Raw genomic sequence first — 14,918 nt, forward strand, 5'->3', positions numbered from 1 at the left:
GTTCAGGCCCCTGCCTTTGCAACGGTAACCTGCGGTTCATCGACGCTGGCCGGAAGAACCTCCAGTTCCAGGGTGAGTGTTTCGGTCTTCACCAATTCAGCGTTGGCTTCCAGCGCGTCCACGACATCCTGGGCAGCTGACACAGTGGTCCGGATGCGGTCACTGACGTTGAATCCGGCATCCTTGCGGGCCTGCTGGATGGCGCGGACCATGTCGCGGGCCAGTCCTTCGGCGGCCAGCTCGGGAGTCACTTCGGTGTTCAGGACCACGAATCCGCCGCCCGGCAGCACTGCAACCGATGCTGAACCGCCGTCGGCCGATTCCGAAACCACGGTTTCCAGCGTGTATTCCTGCGGCTCAAGTTCCAAGCCACCGGCCACAACGACGCCGTCGTTGACCGACCAATCCCCCGATTTGGAACCCTTGATGGCCTGCTGGACATTCTTGCCGAGCCGCGGGCCGGCGGCCCGGGCGTTGACCACGAGCTTCTGCTCGATGCCGAACTCCTCGGGCGAAGCCGTGGCGGCATCCAGCAGCCGCACCGACCGCAGGTTCAGTTCATCAGCGACGACGGCGGCAAATCCTTCCAGCGCGTCCGCGCCGGGTGCCACGACAGTCAGCTCCTGCAAGGGCAGGCGGACACGCAGGTTCGCTGCCTTGCGGAGGCTGGAACCGGTCGAGCAGATCTGCTGCACGCGGTCCATGGACTCGACCAGGCCGGGGTTGGACGGGAACAGCGAAGCCTCAGGCCAGTCGGCCAGGTGCACGGAACGGCCACCGGTCAGGCCGCGCCAGATCTCTTCGGTCACCAGCGGCAGCAACGATGCCGACACGCGGCACACGGCTTCGAGGGCGGTGTACAACGCATCGAAGGCGTCGACGTTCTCGTCAAAGAAGCGCTGGCGGCTGCGCCGGACGTACCAGTTGGTGAGCATGTCCAGGTAGCTGCGCAGCTCGTCGCAGGCACCGGAGATGTCGTAGCTGTCCAGGCTGGCGGTGACCTTGCGGACCAGGTCACCTGTGTTCGCCATCAGGTACTGGTCAAGGGTGTCGGCGTAACCGTCATAGCGCAGCTTGGCCTCGTATCCCTCCCCTCCGTTGGCGGCATTGGTGTACAGCGTGAAGAAGCTGTACACGTTCCACAACGGCAGGATGACCTGGCGGACGCCGTCGCGGATGCCCTGCTCGGTGACGATCAGGTTCCCGCCACGGAGGATGGGGCTGGACATGAGGAACCAGCGCATGGCGTCAGAACCGTCGCGGTCCAGGACCTCGGAGACGTCCGGGTAATTGCGCAGGCTCTTGGACATCTTCTGTCCGTCGGAGCCCAGGACGATGCCGTGACTGATGACATTGCGGAATGCCGGGCGGTCGAACAAGGCCGTGGACAGGATGTGGAGCATGTAGAACCAGCCACGCGTCTGGCCGATGTACTCCACGATGAAGTCGGCGGGGTTGTGGGTGTCGAACCATTCCTGGTTTTGGAACGGATAGTGCACCTGCCCGTACGGCATGGAACCGGAGTCGAACCAGACATCCAACACGTCTTCGACGCGGCGCATGGTGGACTTGCCCGTGGGATCGTCCGGGTTGGGACGGGTCAGTTCATCGATGAAGGGCCTGTGCAAGTCCACCTGTCCTTCGTTGTTGACAGGCAGGCGGCCGAAATCGGCTTCGAGGTCGGCCAGCGAACCGTAAACGTCGGTGCGCGGGTACTCGGGGTCGTCCGACTGCCACACCGGGATGGGTGAGCCCCAGTAACGGTTGCGGCTGATGGACCAGTCGCGGGCGTTGTCCAGCCACTTACCGAACTGGCCGTCCTTGACGTTGCCCGGGATCCAGTTGATCTCCTGGTTCAGCTCGGACATGCGGTCCTTGAACTTGGTGACCTCGACGTACCAGGAGGAGACCGCGCGGTAGATCAGCGGGTTACGGCAGCGCCAGCAGTGCGGGTAGCTGTGTTCGTAACTGGCTTGGCGGACAAGGCGGCCGTCGGCGCGCAGAACCTGCGTGATGGGCTTGTTGGCATCGAAGACCTGCAGGCCGACGATGGATGCCAGCTCGCCATGGGCGAACAGCGGCAGGAACTTGGCCCCCTCGTCCACGGACAGGACCACCGGGATGCCGGCCTCTTCACAGACCTTCTGGTCATCTTCACCGTAGGCAGGAGCTTGGTGGACAATGCCCGTGCCGTCGGTGGTGGTCACGTAGTCGGCCACCAGGAAACGCCAGGCGTTCTGCGTCCCATACTTCTCAGCATCGGCAAAGTCGTTCCACAGAGGCTGGTACTCGAGGCCTTCCAGCTCGGCACCGCTGTGGGTGGACACCACCGCGGCAGTCGCGGCAGCGGCGTCGTCGTATCCCAGGTCCTTGGCGTACGAACCCAGAAGGTCTGCTGCCAGCAGGAAGCTGCCCGTCACCGGAGCTTCCGCGGAAGCGGCCTTCACGCCGTTGGGTCCAGCTGGCAGGACGGCGTAGGAGATCTCCGGCCCTACGGCGAGCGCCAGGTTGGTGGGCAGCGTCCAGGGTGTGGTGGTCCAGGCGAGCGCCTGGACGCCTTCGAGCTCCTTGGAGAGTTCGGAGGCACCGGCCTTGATGGGGAAGGTGACTGTGACGGTCTGGTCCTGGCGGTTCTTGTAGACGTCGTCGTCCATGCGGAGTTCGTGGTTGGACAGCGGCGTCTCGTCCTTCCAGCAGTACGGGAGCACGCGGTAGCCGTTGTAGGTCAGGCCTTTTTCATGCAGTTGCTTGAAGGCCCAGAGGACCGACTCCATGTACTCGACGTTGAGCGTCTTGTAGTCGTTCTCGAAGTCCACCCAGCGGGCCTGGCGGGTGACGTAGGCCTTCCACTCGTTGGCGTACTTCATGACGGAGGCACGGCAGGCGTCGTTGAACTTGTCGATGCCCATGGCTTCGATCTGGGTTTTGTCGGTCATGCCCAGTTGCTTCATGGCTTCGAGTTCAGCCGGCAGGCCGTGCGTGTCCCAACCGAAGCGGCGCTCCACGCGCTTGCCGCGCTGGGTCTGGTAGCGGCCGACGAGGTCCTTGGCGTAGCCGGTCAGCAGGTGGCCGTAGTGCGGCAGTCCGTTGGCGAAGGGAGGGCCGTCGTAGAAGACGAACTCGTTGCTGCCGTCCGTGCCCGCATCCCGTTGGTCGATGCTGGCTTGGAAGGTGCCGTCTTCATCCCAGTATTTGAGGATGCGCTCTTCGATTTCCGGGAACTTCACGGAAGCGGACACGCCATGCGTGCCGGACGAAGACGCTGAGGCCTTGGGGTAGTGGGTCATCTCATATCCTGTGATAGCTGGTTGACTGTCAGGATGCGAGGACGGCTTCTGTGCTGCCTGTCGGCTGCGCAGGTACCGCGGTACCACCTCACTTACCGGAACGTGATGTTCCGGCCTCTCATTACTGCTGTGACGGGCTTACCCGCCCGGTTCTACTGGGCACTGTTTGCCGTTGAGGGCATTCGGTGCTTTTCTTCCGGAAGCTCACCGGTGATGGCCGGGTCAATGCTGGTCCATACAGTCTAGCGGCAGCCGGGGCTCCTGCTCCACTCGCAGAGTCATCCCTGGGGAGGACGGTCCCGGGCGGGAGGGCTGCATAGACTCGGGTCCATGTCGAACCCCGCTCCTGCCGTCCCGGCTGCCAGCAAAGCACATCGTCGGCCTTCCCTTGCATGGACCGTATTCGCACTTCTCTTCGCGGTGCCAACGGCAGGCATCTCACTGTTCCGCGCGATTCCTGTCGAGTGGCCCCTGCCGGTGGTCCAGCTGTTGTCGTTCACTCCATGGCTTGTCATCCCGGCTGCCGTGGCGCTGCTCTTCGCTGTGGTGGGGCGGCGGATTTGGGTCATCATCACGACGACGGCCCTGCTGGCGGTCCAGCTCTTCTGGCTTTTCCCGCTGGACGCCGGGAAGCCCATGGAACTGCCCGCGGGAACGGTCACAGTTCCTGTGAAGGTCATGAGCCTGAACACCGAGTATGGCGAGGCCGATGCGTCGACCATTGTGCAGTTGGTCCGTGAGAACGGCATCCAGATCCTGGCGTTGCAGGAACATACCCAGGGTTTGGAGGACCGCCTCCGCGGGGAAGGCTTGGAGGCGATCCTTCAACACCGTGTCAGCGAGCCCAGCGACGACGCGTCGGGCGGCGCCGTCTACTCCGTGTTCCCGCTTGAACCGGATGGTCTCCTGCCGGATACCCCGTTCCGCATGGCCGTCACGAGGGTCCTCGTGTCGGACCAGGCCTCCGGTGCCAGGTCGGCTTTGAACCTCACTAACGTCCATGCGCTGCCCCCGGTGGACGAAAGGATCGAACAATGGCGGAGCGATCTTGGGAAGATCGGCCGTCAGGCCTCGACTCCGGGAAACCATCTGCTCATGGGCGACTTCAATTCCTCCTACGACCACCCGGAGTTCCGGGCGATGCTGGATTCCGGAAGGGACGGAGCGAAGCTGGTGGACGTGGGAACGGCAGCGGCGGGGCGGTTATCCCCCACCTGGCCCATGGAAGGGCCGCAGCTCCCGGGAACGGTGTTGGACCATGTGGTCACATCACCACGGATCGGCAGCCGCGGCTACCTGGTTCGCAAAGTTCCCGGTTCGGACCACGCAGCTGTGCTCGCCACGTTGGAGGTCCCTGCGGGCTAGTCCTGCTTGCGGACCAGTTTGTGGTTGGCTGCCTGGGCCACCGGACGAACCACGATTTGGTCCAGGTTGATGTGGTGCGGCAGTGAGACTGCGTATTTGACGACGTCCGCAACGTCGTCGGCTGTCAGGGGCTTCTCCACGCCGGCGTAGACCTTGGCTGCCGCCTCTTTGTCTCCAAGCCTGTTCAGTGCGAATTCCTCTGTGTACACCAGGCCGGGAGCCACTTCGATGACACGGACGTTATTGCCCACCTCTTCAAGGCGGAGCGCATTGGTCATGGCGTGCTGGGCGAACTTCGCCGCGTTGTACCCTCCGCCGCCTTCATAGGCGGACAGCCCGGCCGTCGAGGTGAGATTGAGGACCGTCCCTTGGCCGTTTTCGCGCAGCATCGGCAGGAAGGCGCGGGTGATTTTCATGGTGCCCAGGACGTTCACCTGGTACATCCACTCCCAGTCTTCGGTATCGGCATTCGCAATGGTGTCAGCGCCCCTCGCACCGCCGGCGATATTGATGAGCGTGTCAGCACCCCCGGCTTTCGTGACAGCCGCAAGCAAGGCGGCGACGTCGTCGTCGTCGGTGATGTCTGCCGGGAACGGCACGGCGCCGGTTTCGGCACCCAGGGCACCAAGCCGGTCAGCCCTGCGCGCTACGGCGAAGACCTTCCATCCCGTGGCGGCCAGGGCCCTCACGGTGGCCTCGCCGATGCCGGTGCTGGCTCCGGTTACCACGGCCGTCTTGTTCTGTCCTGCGGGGATAGTGTGCGCTGCCAAAGTCATGGCACTACCCTATCGGGGGTGCAAGGTTCCGGGGCGGCGGGTTGTAACGCCAGGCCATGAAACAATTGGTCCATGGCTGAATCAACGCAGGGTACAGACACGCCCGCCACCGCCCCCATTAACGTTCCCGACAAGCCGGCCCTTGAAGGCCTTGAGGCTGCCTTGACGCAGCGCTGGCTTGAAGAGGGAACCTACAAGTTCAATCCGGACACCACCCGGGAGCAGGTCTACTCGATCGACACTCCCCCGCCGACGGCTTCAGGCTCGCTCCACGTGGGCCACATGTTCTCCTTCACCCAGACCGACGTCCAGGCCCGTTACATGCGGATGACGGGCAAGAACGTCTTCTACCCCATGGGCTGGGATGACAACGGGCTGCCGACCGAGCGCCGCGTCCAGAACTACTACGGTGTGCGCTGCGATCCCGCCATCCCTTACAAGGCGGACTACACTCCCCCGGCTCAGCCGGCCAAGAACCAGCGCGATTTCGACGTCGTTTCGCGCCAGAACTTCATCGAACTGTGCGAGGAACTCGCCGTTGAGGACGAGAAGGTCTTCGAGAACCTGTTCCAGACCCTCGGCCTGTCCGTGGACTGGGACCTGACCTACCGCACCATTGACGACACCTCCCGTGCCGTGTCCCAGCGCGCCTTCCTGGCCAACCTGGCTGCGGGCGACGCCTACATGGCCGAGGCACCCACCCTGTGGGACGTGACCTTCCGTACCGCTGTGGCGCAGGCCGAGCTCGAGGACCGCGAAGTCGCCGGCGCCTACTACCGCTATCCGTTCTTCACCGAAGACGGCGAAAAGATCTTCATCGAGACCACCCGTCCGGAACTGCTGGCTGCCTGCGCCGCGTTGGTGGCCAACCCCGACGACGAGCGGTACCAGCCGCTCTTCGGCAAGACCGTGAAGTCCCCGCTCTTCGACGTGGAACTTGAGGTCAAGGCCCACCCGCTCGCCAAGGCGGACAAGGGTTCCGGCATCGCCATGGTGTGTACGTTCGGTGACCTGACCGACGTCACCTGGTGGCGCGAACTCCAGCTGCCCACACGCGCCATCATGGGCCGCGACGGCCGCATCATCGCCGACACCCCGGAATGGATCACTACCGACGCCGGCAAGGAAGCGTATGCCGCGATCGCGGGCAAGACGGCCTTCTCCGCCAAGGAAGCCGTAGTGGAACTGCTCAAGGCAGCAGACCTGCTCGATGGCGAACCGAAGAAGATCACCCACCCGGTGAACTTCTTCGAAAAGGGCGACAAGCCACTCGAAGTTGTCACCTCCCGCCAGTGGTACATCCGCAACGGTGGCCGCGACGAGGAACGCCGTGAGCGCCTGATCGCACGCGGCCAGGAAATCAACTTCCACCCGTCCTTCATGCGCTCCCGCTACGAAAACTGGATCGCCGGCCTGAACGGCGACTGGCTCGTATCGCGCCAGCGCTTCTTCGGTGTGCCCATCCCCGTCTGGTACCCGCTGGACGCGCAGGGCAACCCGGACTACGACCACCCGATCCTGCCCTCGGACGAGATGCTCCCCGTGGATCCGGCAGCCGACGCCGCACCCGGTTTCGACGAGTCGCAGCGCGACCAGGCCAACGGCTTTACCGGCGATGCGGACGTCCTGGACACCTGGGCAACGTCATCGCTGACACCGCAGATCGTGGGCGGCTGGAGCCGTGACGAGGAACTGTTCTCCAAGGTCTACCCCTTCGACCTGCGCCCCCAGGGCCACGACATCATCCGTACCTGGCTGTTCTCCTCGGCAGTGCGTGCTGACGCCCTGCAGAAGAGCGCACCGTGGAAGCACGCAGCGATCTCCGGCTGGATCCTGGATCCGGACCGGAAGAAGATGTCCAAGTCCAAGGGCAACGTCGTTGTCCCCACGGACGTGCTGAACGAGTACGGTTCGGATGCTGTGCGTTACTGGGCCGCTTCGGCAAAGCTCGGCGCCGACACGGCATACGAGATTGCCCAGATGAAGATTGGTCGCCGTCTGGCAATCAAGCTGCTGAACGCCTCCAAGTTCGTGCTGAACCTCGGGGCCACCGAGAACTCCGTGGTGACCACCGACCTCGCGGTGCTGACGAACCCCCTGGACCGTGCGCTGCTGGCGCAGCTGTCCGACGTCGTCGCGCAGTCCACCAAGGCGTTCGACAACTACGACTACGCCCGGGCGCTCCAGATCACGGAATCGTTCTTCTGGCAGTTCACGGACGACTACGTCGAACTGATCAAGGACCGCGCCTACGGGGCAGCCGGCGAGTCCGAGCAGGCTTCCGTACTGGCCGCGCTGGCAACGGCCCTGGACTCACTGCTTCGTCTCTTCGCCCCCTTCCTGCCCTTCGCCACCGAAGAAGTGTGGGGCTGGTGGCGGACAGGTTCGGTCCACCGCGCCGAATGGCCCGCCGCCCTGGAAATCACCGACGGCGACACCACCATGCTGGGCACGGTCGGGATCGCTTTGAGCGGCATCCGCAAGGCAAAGTCCGAGGCCAAGGTCAAGCAGCGCACCGAGGTTCTCTCAGCATCCATTACAGCTTCGGAGATTCTGGTCTCGCAGCTGAAGGCGGGTCTGGGCGACTTGAAGGCGGCCGCTAACGCGCAGGAAATCACGCTCCAGTCCGGCGAAGGTGAACTGACAGTCAGCGACGTTGTCCTGGCACCTGCCGAGGAGACTCCAGCCTCTTAAGGCCAAGGTGAGCCCGACAGTATCCGGGCAAAGGGGAAGCCCCATCAGCGTTTTGCCGTTGGTGGGGCTTCGACTTTTCGGCTGTCTGGTGACGACTTGACAGTCTGGCGGAATCCTTGGAATTTCAGGTCTTCCTACCTCGTCACTGGTAGCTTGCTTCCAACTGTGCCAAAGGCTGCGTTGGTTGCATATCACTGAATCTTTGGTTTCCGTGTCCCTCTTCTTTCGAAGTGGGTAAGAACCATTGTTGTACCGCAAAAGACAACACGCAAGGGCTCCGGGATAACTACAATCCTGTAGTTATCCTGCCGATCCGGAACCACCTGTGGCAAAGTAATGTCCATGCCGGAACTGCCCGAAGTGCACGGCCTGTGCATGTACCTGGACACCCAACTCCACGGAGCCACGCTGACTGAGGTCCGCATCAACTCCTTCTCGGCACTCAAGACCGCCGACCCGCCCTACACCGCCCTCGAAGGCAGGACAGTCCAGGGCGTGCAACGGATCGGAAAGTTCGTTTGCGCTGACCTGGACGGACTCTTTTTCGTGTTCCACCTGGCCAAGGCGGGCTGGGTCCGCTACACGGAGCACCCGTCTTCGGCAGGGTTGCGGATGGGCAAGAGCAACATTTCGGCAAGGTTGCTGTTCCACCGCGCCAGCGACGACGCCCACATCGGAATGGACCTCACCGAAGCCGGGACGAAGAAAAGCCTGGCCATCTATGTGGTCAGGGACCCACAAGAAGTTCCAGGCATCGCAACACTCGGTCCCGAGCCGCTGAGCCCGGACTTCGATGAGGCTGCATTCGCCGCGATTCTGAAGTCCAGTCCACAGCAGATCAAAGGTCTGTTGCGCAGCCAAAGTGTCATAGCCGGAATCGGCAACGCCTACAGTGACGAGATCCTCCACGCCGCCAGGATCTCCCCTTTCGCCATAGCGAAGTCGCTGGACCAAGAGACCGTGGCGCGGCTGTATCAGTCACTGCAGGAGGTCCTGGTCGGCGCCGTCAACGCGGCAGCCGGTAAGCCATCCAGCGAACTCAAGGACACCAAGCGCAGCAACTTCCGCGTACACGCCCGGACGGGCCTGCCGTGTCCTCTGTGCGGCGAAACAGTAAGGGAGGTGTCCTTCGCGGACACCTCCCTCCAATACTGCCCCCACTGCCAGACCAACGGTAAGATCCTGGCCGACCGCCGGACCTCACGATTCCTCAAGTAGCCCGGCCGTGTCCTCTGGAGGGCAACAAGCGGTTAGTTGAATTCAGGGCTTTCGGTGCGGCTGCGCTTCAACTCGAAGAAGTGCGGGTAGCCGGCCAGGCTCACGGTTGCATCCCAGATCTTCCCGGCTTCCTCGCCACGCGGAATGCGGGTGAGTACGGGGCCGAAGAACGCAGTGCCGTTGACAGCGACCACGGGGGTTCCAACGTCCTGCCCTACCAACGAGATTCCGGACTCGTGGCTTGCCCGCAGCTTGGAATCGTATTCATCGGAAGTGGCAAAACGTGCCAGGTCCGCGGGAAGCCCGGTGTCGGCCAGGGCTTTCTGGATCACGGATGCGCGGTCCTTATTGCCCTCATGGTGGATCTGCTCCCCCATGGCGTCGTAGAGGGGCTTGACGTAGCTGCTGCCATGAAGCTCCTGCGCAGCAATGATCACGCGGACCGGTCCCCAGCTGTCGTCCATCATGGCCCTGTAGTCGGCAGGTAGATCGCGGCCTTCGTTCAGGACGGAAAGGCTCATTACGTGCCATTCGGTCTCGATACCGCGCACCTGTTCGACTTCCCCGATCCAGCGCGACGTAATCCACGCGAACGGGCAGACCGGGTCGAACCAGAAATCTGCCTTGTTGACGGTGTTGTCGGACGCGGTCACTTCAGACACAAGCTGTTCGGACACAGGGGAACTCCTCGGAAGAGTGGAAACGTGGCTTTTTCAAGGCGGCTCGCAACCAAGCCGCTCCTTTTTGCCAACGGCAGTTTAGGCAGACTTATTCCGCCGCTTTGCCACCACGTCATGGGCGATCATGGTGGGCTGGGCTTTCTTGGATACTGCATCGGCTGTGATGACCACCGTCGCGATGTCGTCCCGGCTGGGCAGATCGAACATCACCGGGAGAAGCACTTCTTCCATGATGGCCCGCAAACCACGGGCGCCGGTGCCCCGTTCGAGCGCCTGGTCCGCTATGGCGTCCAGGGCGTCCTGGTCGAACTGCAACTCCACGCCGTCCAGCTGGAACATCTTCTGGTATTGCTTCACGAGCGCGTTTTTGGGTGTGGAAAGGATCTGGATCAGCGCCGGACGATCAAGGCTGGACACGGTGGTGATGACAGGCAACCGGCCAATGAATTCCGGAATAAGTCCAAACTTCAGCAAGTCCTCGGGCATGACTTCCCCGTAGGTGTCCACATTGTCCCTGGCTTCGTTCAGTGGTGCACCGAAGCCAATGCCCTTCCGGCCGGACCGGGAGCCAATAATGTCCTCCAGGCCGGCAAAGGCGCCCGCCACAATGAAGAGAACATTGGTTGTGTCGATCTGGATGAACTCCTGATGCGGGTGTTTTCGGCCACCCTGGGGAGGTACAGAGGCCACAGTGCCTTCCAGGATTTTCAGGAGGGCCTGCTGCACACCCTCACCGGACACATCCCGGGTGATCGAAGGGTTCTCGCTCTTTCGCGAGATCTTGTCGATCTCGTCGATGTAAATAATGCCCTGCTCGGCCTTCTTGACGTCATAGTCGGCGGCCTGGATGAGCTTGAGCAGGATGTTTTCAACGTCCTCGCCGACGTAGCCTGCCTCGGTCAAGGCCGTGGCGTCTGCGACAGCGAACGGGACGTTCAGCCGGCGGGCCAGGGTTTGGGCCAAATAAGTTTTACCGCAGCCGGTGGGGCCGATCAGCAAAATGTTGGATTTGGCGATCTCCACATCCTCGTGATGGGGCCCTTCGCCCAAACTGCCGGTCTTGGGTGCATGCCCGGCCTGGATGCGCTTGTAGTGGTTGTATACCGCTACCGCGAGCGACCGTTTGGCGGGTTCCTGGCCGATGACATATTCCTGCAGGAAATCAAAGATTTCGCGGGGCTTGGGCAACTCGAAGCTTCCGAGATCGGAGACCTCGGCCAGTTCCTCTTCGATGATTTCGTTGCACAGCTCGATGCATTCGTCGCAGATGTACACACCGGGCCCGGCAATCAGCTTCCGCACCTGCTTCTGGCTCTTTCCGCAGAAAGAACACTTCAGCAGATCCGTGCTCTCACCAATCCGAGCCATGTGGGAATCCCTTCGTTGCATGCGGGTGATGCGGCTCCGCGCCGTACTCAAGTGTGCGGCCAAGCCGCGGTTGGCACCACCGTGACACCATCCACTCTAGGTCACAATGGGCTGCTTGCGTGGAAACAGAACGCCGGTGCGGTCCATATTTCGCGAACCGCACCGGCGTCGTATTCCGTGTGCTACCGGGCGATTGCCTGCGGCTTGATCTTCCTGGAGTCAAGAACCTGGTCGATCAGGCCGTAATTCATGGCTTCGGCCGCCGTCAGGATCTTGTCACGCTCGATGTCGTTATTGACCTGCTCGGAGGTGCGGCCCGAGTGGTGGGCCAGCGTGTCTTCAAGCCAGGTCCTCATGCGCATGACCTCCGCAGCCTGGATCTCGAGGTCCGAGGCCTGGCCGCCCTGGCCGCCGGAGAGGGCAGGCTGGTGGATCAGGACCCGGGCGTTCGGCAATGCAAGACGCTTGCCGGGAGTTCCGGCCGCGAGTAGGACCGCGGCGGCGCTGGCTGCCTGGCCCAGGCAGACCGTCTGGATCTCCGGACGGATGTACTGCATGGTGTCGTAGATGGCCGTCATGGCCGTGAAGGAGCCGCCCGGCGAGTTGATGTACAAGGTGATATCGCGGTCCGGATCCGTCGACTCAAGGACCAGCAGCTGGGCCATGATGTCGTCGGCAGATGCGTCGTCAACCTGCACGCCGAGGAAGATGATGCGGTCCTCGAACAGCTTGGTGTACGGATCCTGGCGCTTGAAGCCGTAGGGCGTGCGCTCTTCGAACTGGGGCAGGACGTAGCGGCTGGACGGGAGGTTACCGGCAGACCATCCGAAGTTGTAGTTCATGTTCTTACTCCTGGGGTTTCAGTGGTTCTTTGGTGCCGGATTAGTTTTCGGAGTTCGACTGGTTGGCCGTACCGCCGCCACCGGCCACAGAACCGGCGTGCGCCGAGATCTTGTCGAAGAAGCCGTATTCCAATGCCTCTGCGGCCGTAAACCACTTGTCGCGGTCGTTGTCCTTGAGGATCGTCTCCACGGTCTGTCCGGTCTGCTCGGCCGTAAGCTCCGCCATGACCTTCTTCATGTGCAGGATCAGTTCCGCCTGGATCTTGATGTCCGAGGCCGTTCCGCCGATGCCGCCGGAAGGCTGGTGCATCAGGATGCGGGCGTTGGGGGTTGCGTAACGCTTGCCCTTGGTTCCGGAGGAAAGGAGGAACTGGCCCATTGAAGCTGCGAGGCCGGTGGCCACGGTAACAACATCGTTCGGAATGAACTGCATGGTGTCGTAGATGGCCATCCCGGCCGTCACGGAACCACCCGGCGAGTTGATGTACAGGTAGATGTCCTTCTCCGGGTCTTCGGCCGAGAGAAGGAGGAGCTGGGAGCAAATGGCGTTGGCGTTCTCGTCACGCACTTCAGAGCCGAGCCAGATAATGCGCTCTTTCAGCAGGCGGTTGTAGATGTAGTTGTCCTGGGCTGCGGGATCGACAGTTGCCATCCGGGGAGCCTCTGATTGCTGTGACATAAGTACTTACCTCTCGCTGGTGCCAGTGACCTCACTGAACTTCACTACTTGGACACTAACCGTTTTCCGGGGCGATTTGTTCGCCGGAATCGCGCTGTTCGCTGACGGCGCACGTTTGCCTTCAGCGCCACTGTTCGGCCTTAAAGAAAACCGACCCCGGATCAACTGATCCGGGGTCGGCCTGCGTCGTGAATTAGAACTTCACTGCTGCGGGGTCGTCGCTGGCAGGAGCGTCTGCTTCTTCCGAAGCTTCAACAGCTGCAGCTTCTTCGGCTGCGGCTTCTCCGGCGGGGCGGACGAAGTCCGTCAGGTCAACCTTGTTGCCCTCGGTGTCGACTACCTCGGCCTGGCCCAGTACAACGGCCAGGGCCTTGCGGCGGCGAACCTCGGAAACCATCATGGGAACCTGGCCGCTCTGATCAATGATCTGGGCGAACTGGTTGGGGTCCATGCCGTACTGGCTTGCCGTGGTGACGATGTAGTCGATCAGCTCGTTCTGGCTGACTTCAACTTCTTCCTTGTCGGCAATGGCGTCAAGGATGATTTCGTTCTGGAAGGCGCGCTCGGTGTTGGCCTTGACCTCGGCGCGGTGCTCCTCGGTGTCGTGGTCACCTTCGCCGTGGGCGTTCTCCGGGTTGAAGTGGGCCTCGATCTGCTCTTCGACGACAGAGTCCGGAACCGGAACCTCAACGAGCTCAACGAGCTTATCCAGGACCTTGTCGCGGGCCTCGACGCCCTGCTCCACAACCTTGGAGTCGGCTGCCTGCTTGGCGAGATCCTCGCGGAGCTCTGCAAGGGTGTCGAACTCGGAAGCGAGCTGGGCAAAGTCGTCGTCGGCCTCGGGAAGCTCGCGCTCCTTGACAGCCTTGACAACGACCTTCACCTGGGCAGCTTCGCCGGCGTGGTCGCCGCCAACAAGCGTGGTGTCGAAGATGGCTTCTTCGTCGGCGGACAGACCGGTAACGGCTTCGTCCAGGCCTTCGAGCATGGTGCCGGCGCCTACCTGGTAGGACAGGCCCGCAGCGGAATCGATCTCTTCGCCGTCAATGGTGGCGGTGATGTCGATGGTGAGGAAGTCATCGTTCTTGGCAGGGCGCTCAACGGTCTTCAGCGTGCCGAAGCGGCCGCGCAGTTCGTCGAGGGACTTGTCAACGTCGGCGTCGGAGGACTCAGCAGCAGCAACCTCAACCTTGATGCCGGCGTAGTCCGGCAGTTCGATCTCGGGGCGAACATCGATCTCCACCTGGAACTTGAGCTCGCCGTCGGTTGCGGACGGATCCGGAACCTCGGTGATTTCAACCTCAGGACGGCTCAGCGGGCGGACGCCGGTTTCCTGGACTGCAGCCTGGTACCAGCCGTTGAGGCCATCGTTGATGGCCGTCTCCAGGACGTAGCCTCGGCCGACACGCTGGTCGATGAGCTTGGAGGGAACTTTGCCCTTGCGGAATCCGGGAACCTGGATCTGCGAAGCAACGGTCTTGTACGCGGCATCGATGCTCGGCTTCAGTTCCTCAAAGGGAACCTCAACGTTGAGCTTGACCCGCGTTGCGGTGAGGTTCTCGACAGCGCTCTTCACAGTCTAAGTACTCCTGATTTTGTGGGTATGGGGTTCTGTCGTGTCCCGGAATCGGACACAAAACACAGAGTCGGGGTGACAGGATTTGAACCTGCGACTTCCTGCTCCCAAAGCAGGCGCTCTAGCCAAGCTGAGCTACACCCCGAACGCACAGGACAGTCTACGGGCAAGCGGGCCGGGAATGCACATTTGACACCGCCGCCGGAATTAGGTTTAGTTGTACCCGGCTTCAACAGCCACCGGGAAGTTGTCCTCAAGCAGGATATTCCTCCTGGGGACGTAGCTTAATGGTAAAGCCTCAGTCTTCCAAACTGATTACGCGGGTTCGATTCCCGTCGTCCCCTCCAGGCAAAGCGCCCCCGATCCGCGGATCGGGGGCGCTTTTTTCTGCTGAGAGTCGTTTCTGTTCCGGATCGTTTCTGTGCAGCTTTGT

At 62.2% G+C, this 14,918-nt stretch carries 10 protein-coding genes and 2 tRNA genes; 4 read left to right on the forward strand and 8 right to left on the reverse strand.

Annotated features, from left to right (window positions below; translation table 11 throughout):
* Nucleotides 1-2: 2 nt before the first annotated feature.
* Nucleotides 3-3,287: an isoleucine--tRNA ligase gene (gene ileS, locus AB4Y81_RS01690; RefSeq protein ID WP_110505992.1), complete on the reverse strand. Its 3,285-nt coding sequence runs from the start codon at nucleotides 3,285-3,287 to the stop codon at nucleotides 3-5.
* 330 nt (nucleotides 3,288-3,617) lie between these two features.
* On the opposite strand from ileS, the gene AB4Y81_RS01695 reads away from it, so the two are divergent.
* A complete protein-coding gene (locus AB4Y81_RS01695; RefSeq protein WP_441994950.1) occupies nucleotides 3,618-4,652 on the forward strand; it encodes an endonuclease/exonuclease/phosphatase family protein in 1,035 nt (344 codons plus the stop codon).
* Here AB4Y81_RS01695 and AB4Y81_RS01700 read toward each other — a convergent pair.
* Nucleotides 4,649-5,428: an SDR family oxidoreductase gene (locus AB4Y81_RS01700; protein WP_441994952.1), complete on the reverse strand. Its 780-nt coding sequence runs from the start codon at nucleotides 5,426-5,428 to the stop codon at nucleotides 4,649-4,651. The genes AB4Y81_RS01695 and AB4Y81_RS01700 overlap by 4 nt on opposite strands.
* 72 nt (nucleotides 5,429-5,500) lie before the next feature.
* Between AB4Y81_RS01700 and valS the strand changes: the two genes are divergently transcribed.
* Nucleotides 5,501-8,122 (forward strand): valine--tRNA ligase, encoded by a 2,622-nt coding sequence (gene valS, locus AB4Y81_RS01705; RefSeq protein ID WP_039241774.1) that lies wholly within the window; start codon nucleotides 5,501-5,503, stop codon nucleotides 8,120-8,122.
* A gap of 342 nt (nucleotides 8,123-8,464) precedes the next feature.
* Nucleotides 8,465-9,340 carry an Fpg/Nei family DNA glycosylase gene (locus tag AB4Y81_RS01710; protein WP_441994955.1) on the forward strand — a complete coding sequence of 292 codons (876 nt, stop codon included), beginning with the start codon at nucleotides 8,465-8,467 and terminating at the stop codon, nucleotides 9,338-9,340.
* A 32-nt stretch (nucleotides 9,341-9,372) separates the two neighbouring features.
* Here AB4Y81_RS01710 and AB4Y81_RS01715 read toward each other — a convergent pair whose 3' ends face one another.
* From AB4Y81_RS01715 to AB4Y81_RS01740, 6 genes are all read right to left on the reverse strand, one after another.
* Complete coding sequence (locus AB4Y81_RS01715) at nucleotides 9,373-10,017, reverse strand: mycothiol-dependent nitroreductase Rv2466c family protein (protein ID WP_441994956.1); 645 nt, start codon at nucleotides 10,015-10,017, stop codon at nucleotides 9,373-9,375.
* A gap of 81 nt (nucleotides 10,018-10,098) precedes the next feature.
* On the reverse strand, nucleotides 10,099-11,388 hold the full coding sequence (gene clpX / locus AB4Y81_RS01720) for an ATP-dependent Clp protease ATP-binding subunit ClpX (RefSeq protein WP_018777831.1): 1,290 nt from the start codon (nucleotides 11,386-11,388) through the stop codon (nucleotides 10,099-10,101).
* A gap of 182 nt (nucleotides 11,389-11,570) precedes the next feature.
* A complete protein-coding gene (locus AB4Y81_RS01725; protein WP_018777832.1) occupies nucleotides 11,571-12,230 on the reverse strand; it encodes an ATP-dependent Clp protease proteolytic subunit in 660 nt (219 codons plus the stop codon).
* Nucleotides 12,231-12,270: 40 nt separating this feature from the next.
* Nucleotides 12,271-12,882 carry an ATP-dependent Clp protease proteolytic subunit gene (locus AB4Y81_RS01730; protein ID WP_018777833.1) on the reverse strand — a complete coding sequence of 204 codons (612 nt, stop codon included), beginning with the start codon at nucleotides 12,880-12,882 and terminating at the stop codon, nucleotides 12,271-12,273.
* 220 nt (nucleotides 12,883-13,102) lie between these two features.
* Nucleotides 13,103-14,485, reverse strand: a complete 1,383-nt coding sequence (gene tig / locus AB4Y81_RS01735) for a trigger factor (protein WP_018777834.1) — start codon at nucleotides 14,483-14,485, stop codon at nucleotides 13,103-13,105.
* A 70-nt stretch (nucleotides 14,486-14,555) separates the two neighbouring features.
* Nucleotides 14,556-14,630, reverse strand: a tRNA-Pro gene (locus AB4Y81_RS01740).
* 128 nt (nucleotides 14,631-14,758) lie between these two features.
* Between AB4Y81_RS01740 and AB4Y81_RS01745 the strand changes: the two genes are divergently transcribed.
* Nucleotides 14,759-14,832, forward strand: a tRNA-Gly gene (locus AB4Y81_RS01745).
* Nucleotides 14,833-14,918 lie beyond the last annotated feature (86 nt).

Source organism: Paenarthrobacter sp. TAF1 (genome assembly GCF_052113825.1).
Lineage (GTDB): Bacteria > Actinomycetota > Actinomycetes > Actinomycetales > Micrococcaceae > Arthrobacter > Arthrobacter nicotinovorans.

Bases quoted from the DNA above. Each gene is read 5' to 3' on its own strand.
- valS (WP_039241774.1), top strand. From the start codon at position 5,501: ATGGCTGAATCAACGCAGGGTACAGACACGCCCGCCACCGCCCCCATT.
- AB4Y81_RS01730 (WP_018777833.1), bottom strand. From the start codon at position 12,882: ATGGCAACTGTCGATCCCGCAGCCCAGGACAACTACATCTACAACCGC.
- AB4Y81_RS01725 (WP_018777832.1), bottom strand. From the start codon at position 12,230: ATGAACTACAACTTCGGATGGTCTGCCGGTAACCTCCCGTCCAGCCGC.
- AB4Y81_RS01695 (WP_441994950.1), top strand. From the start codon at position 3,618: ATGTCGAACCCCGCTCCTGCCGTCCCGGCTGCCAGCAAAGCACATCGT.
- ileS (WP_110505992.1), bottom strand. From the start codon at position 3,287: ATGACCCACTACCCCAAGGCCTCAGCGTCTTCGTCCGGCACGCATGGC.
- clpX (WP_018777831.1), bottom strand. From the start codon at position 11,388: ATGGCTCGGATTGGTGAGAGCACGGATCTGCTGAAGTGTTCTTTCTGC.
- AB4Y81_RS01700 (WP_441994952.1), bottom strand. From the start codon at position 5,428: ATGACTTTGGCAGCGCACACTATCCCCGCAGGACAGAACAAGACGGCC.
- AB4Y81_RS01710 (WP_441994955.1), top strand. From the start codon at position 8,465: ATGCCGGAACTGCCCGAAGTGCACGGCCTGTGCATGTACCTGGACACC.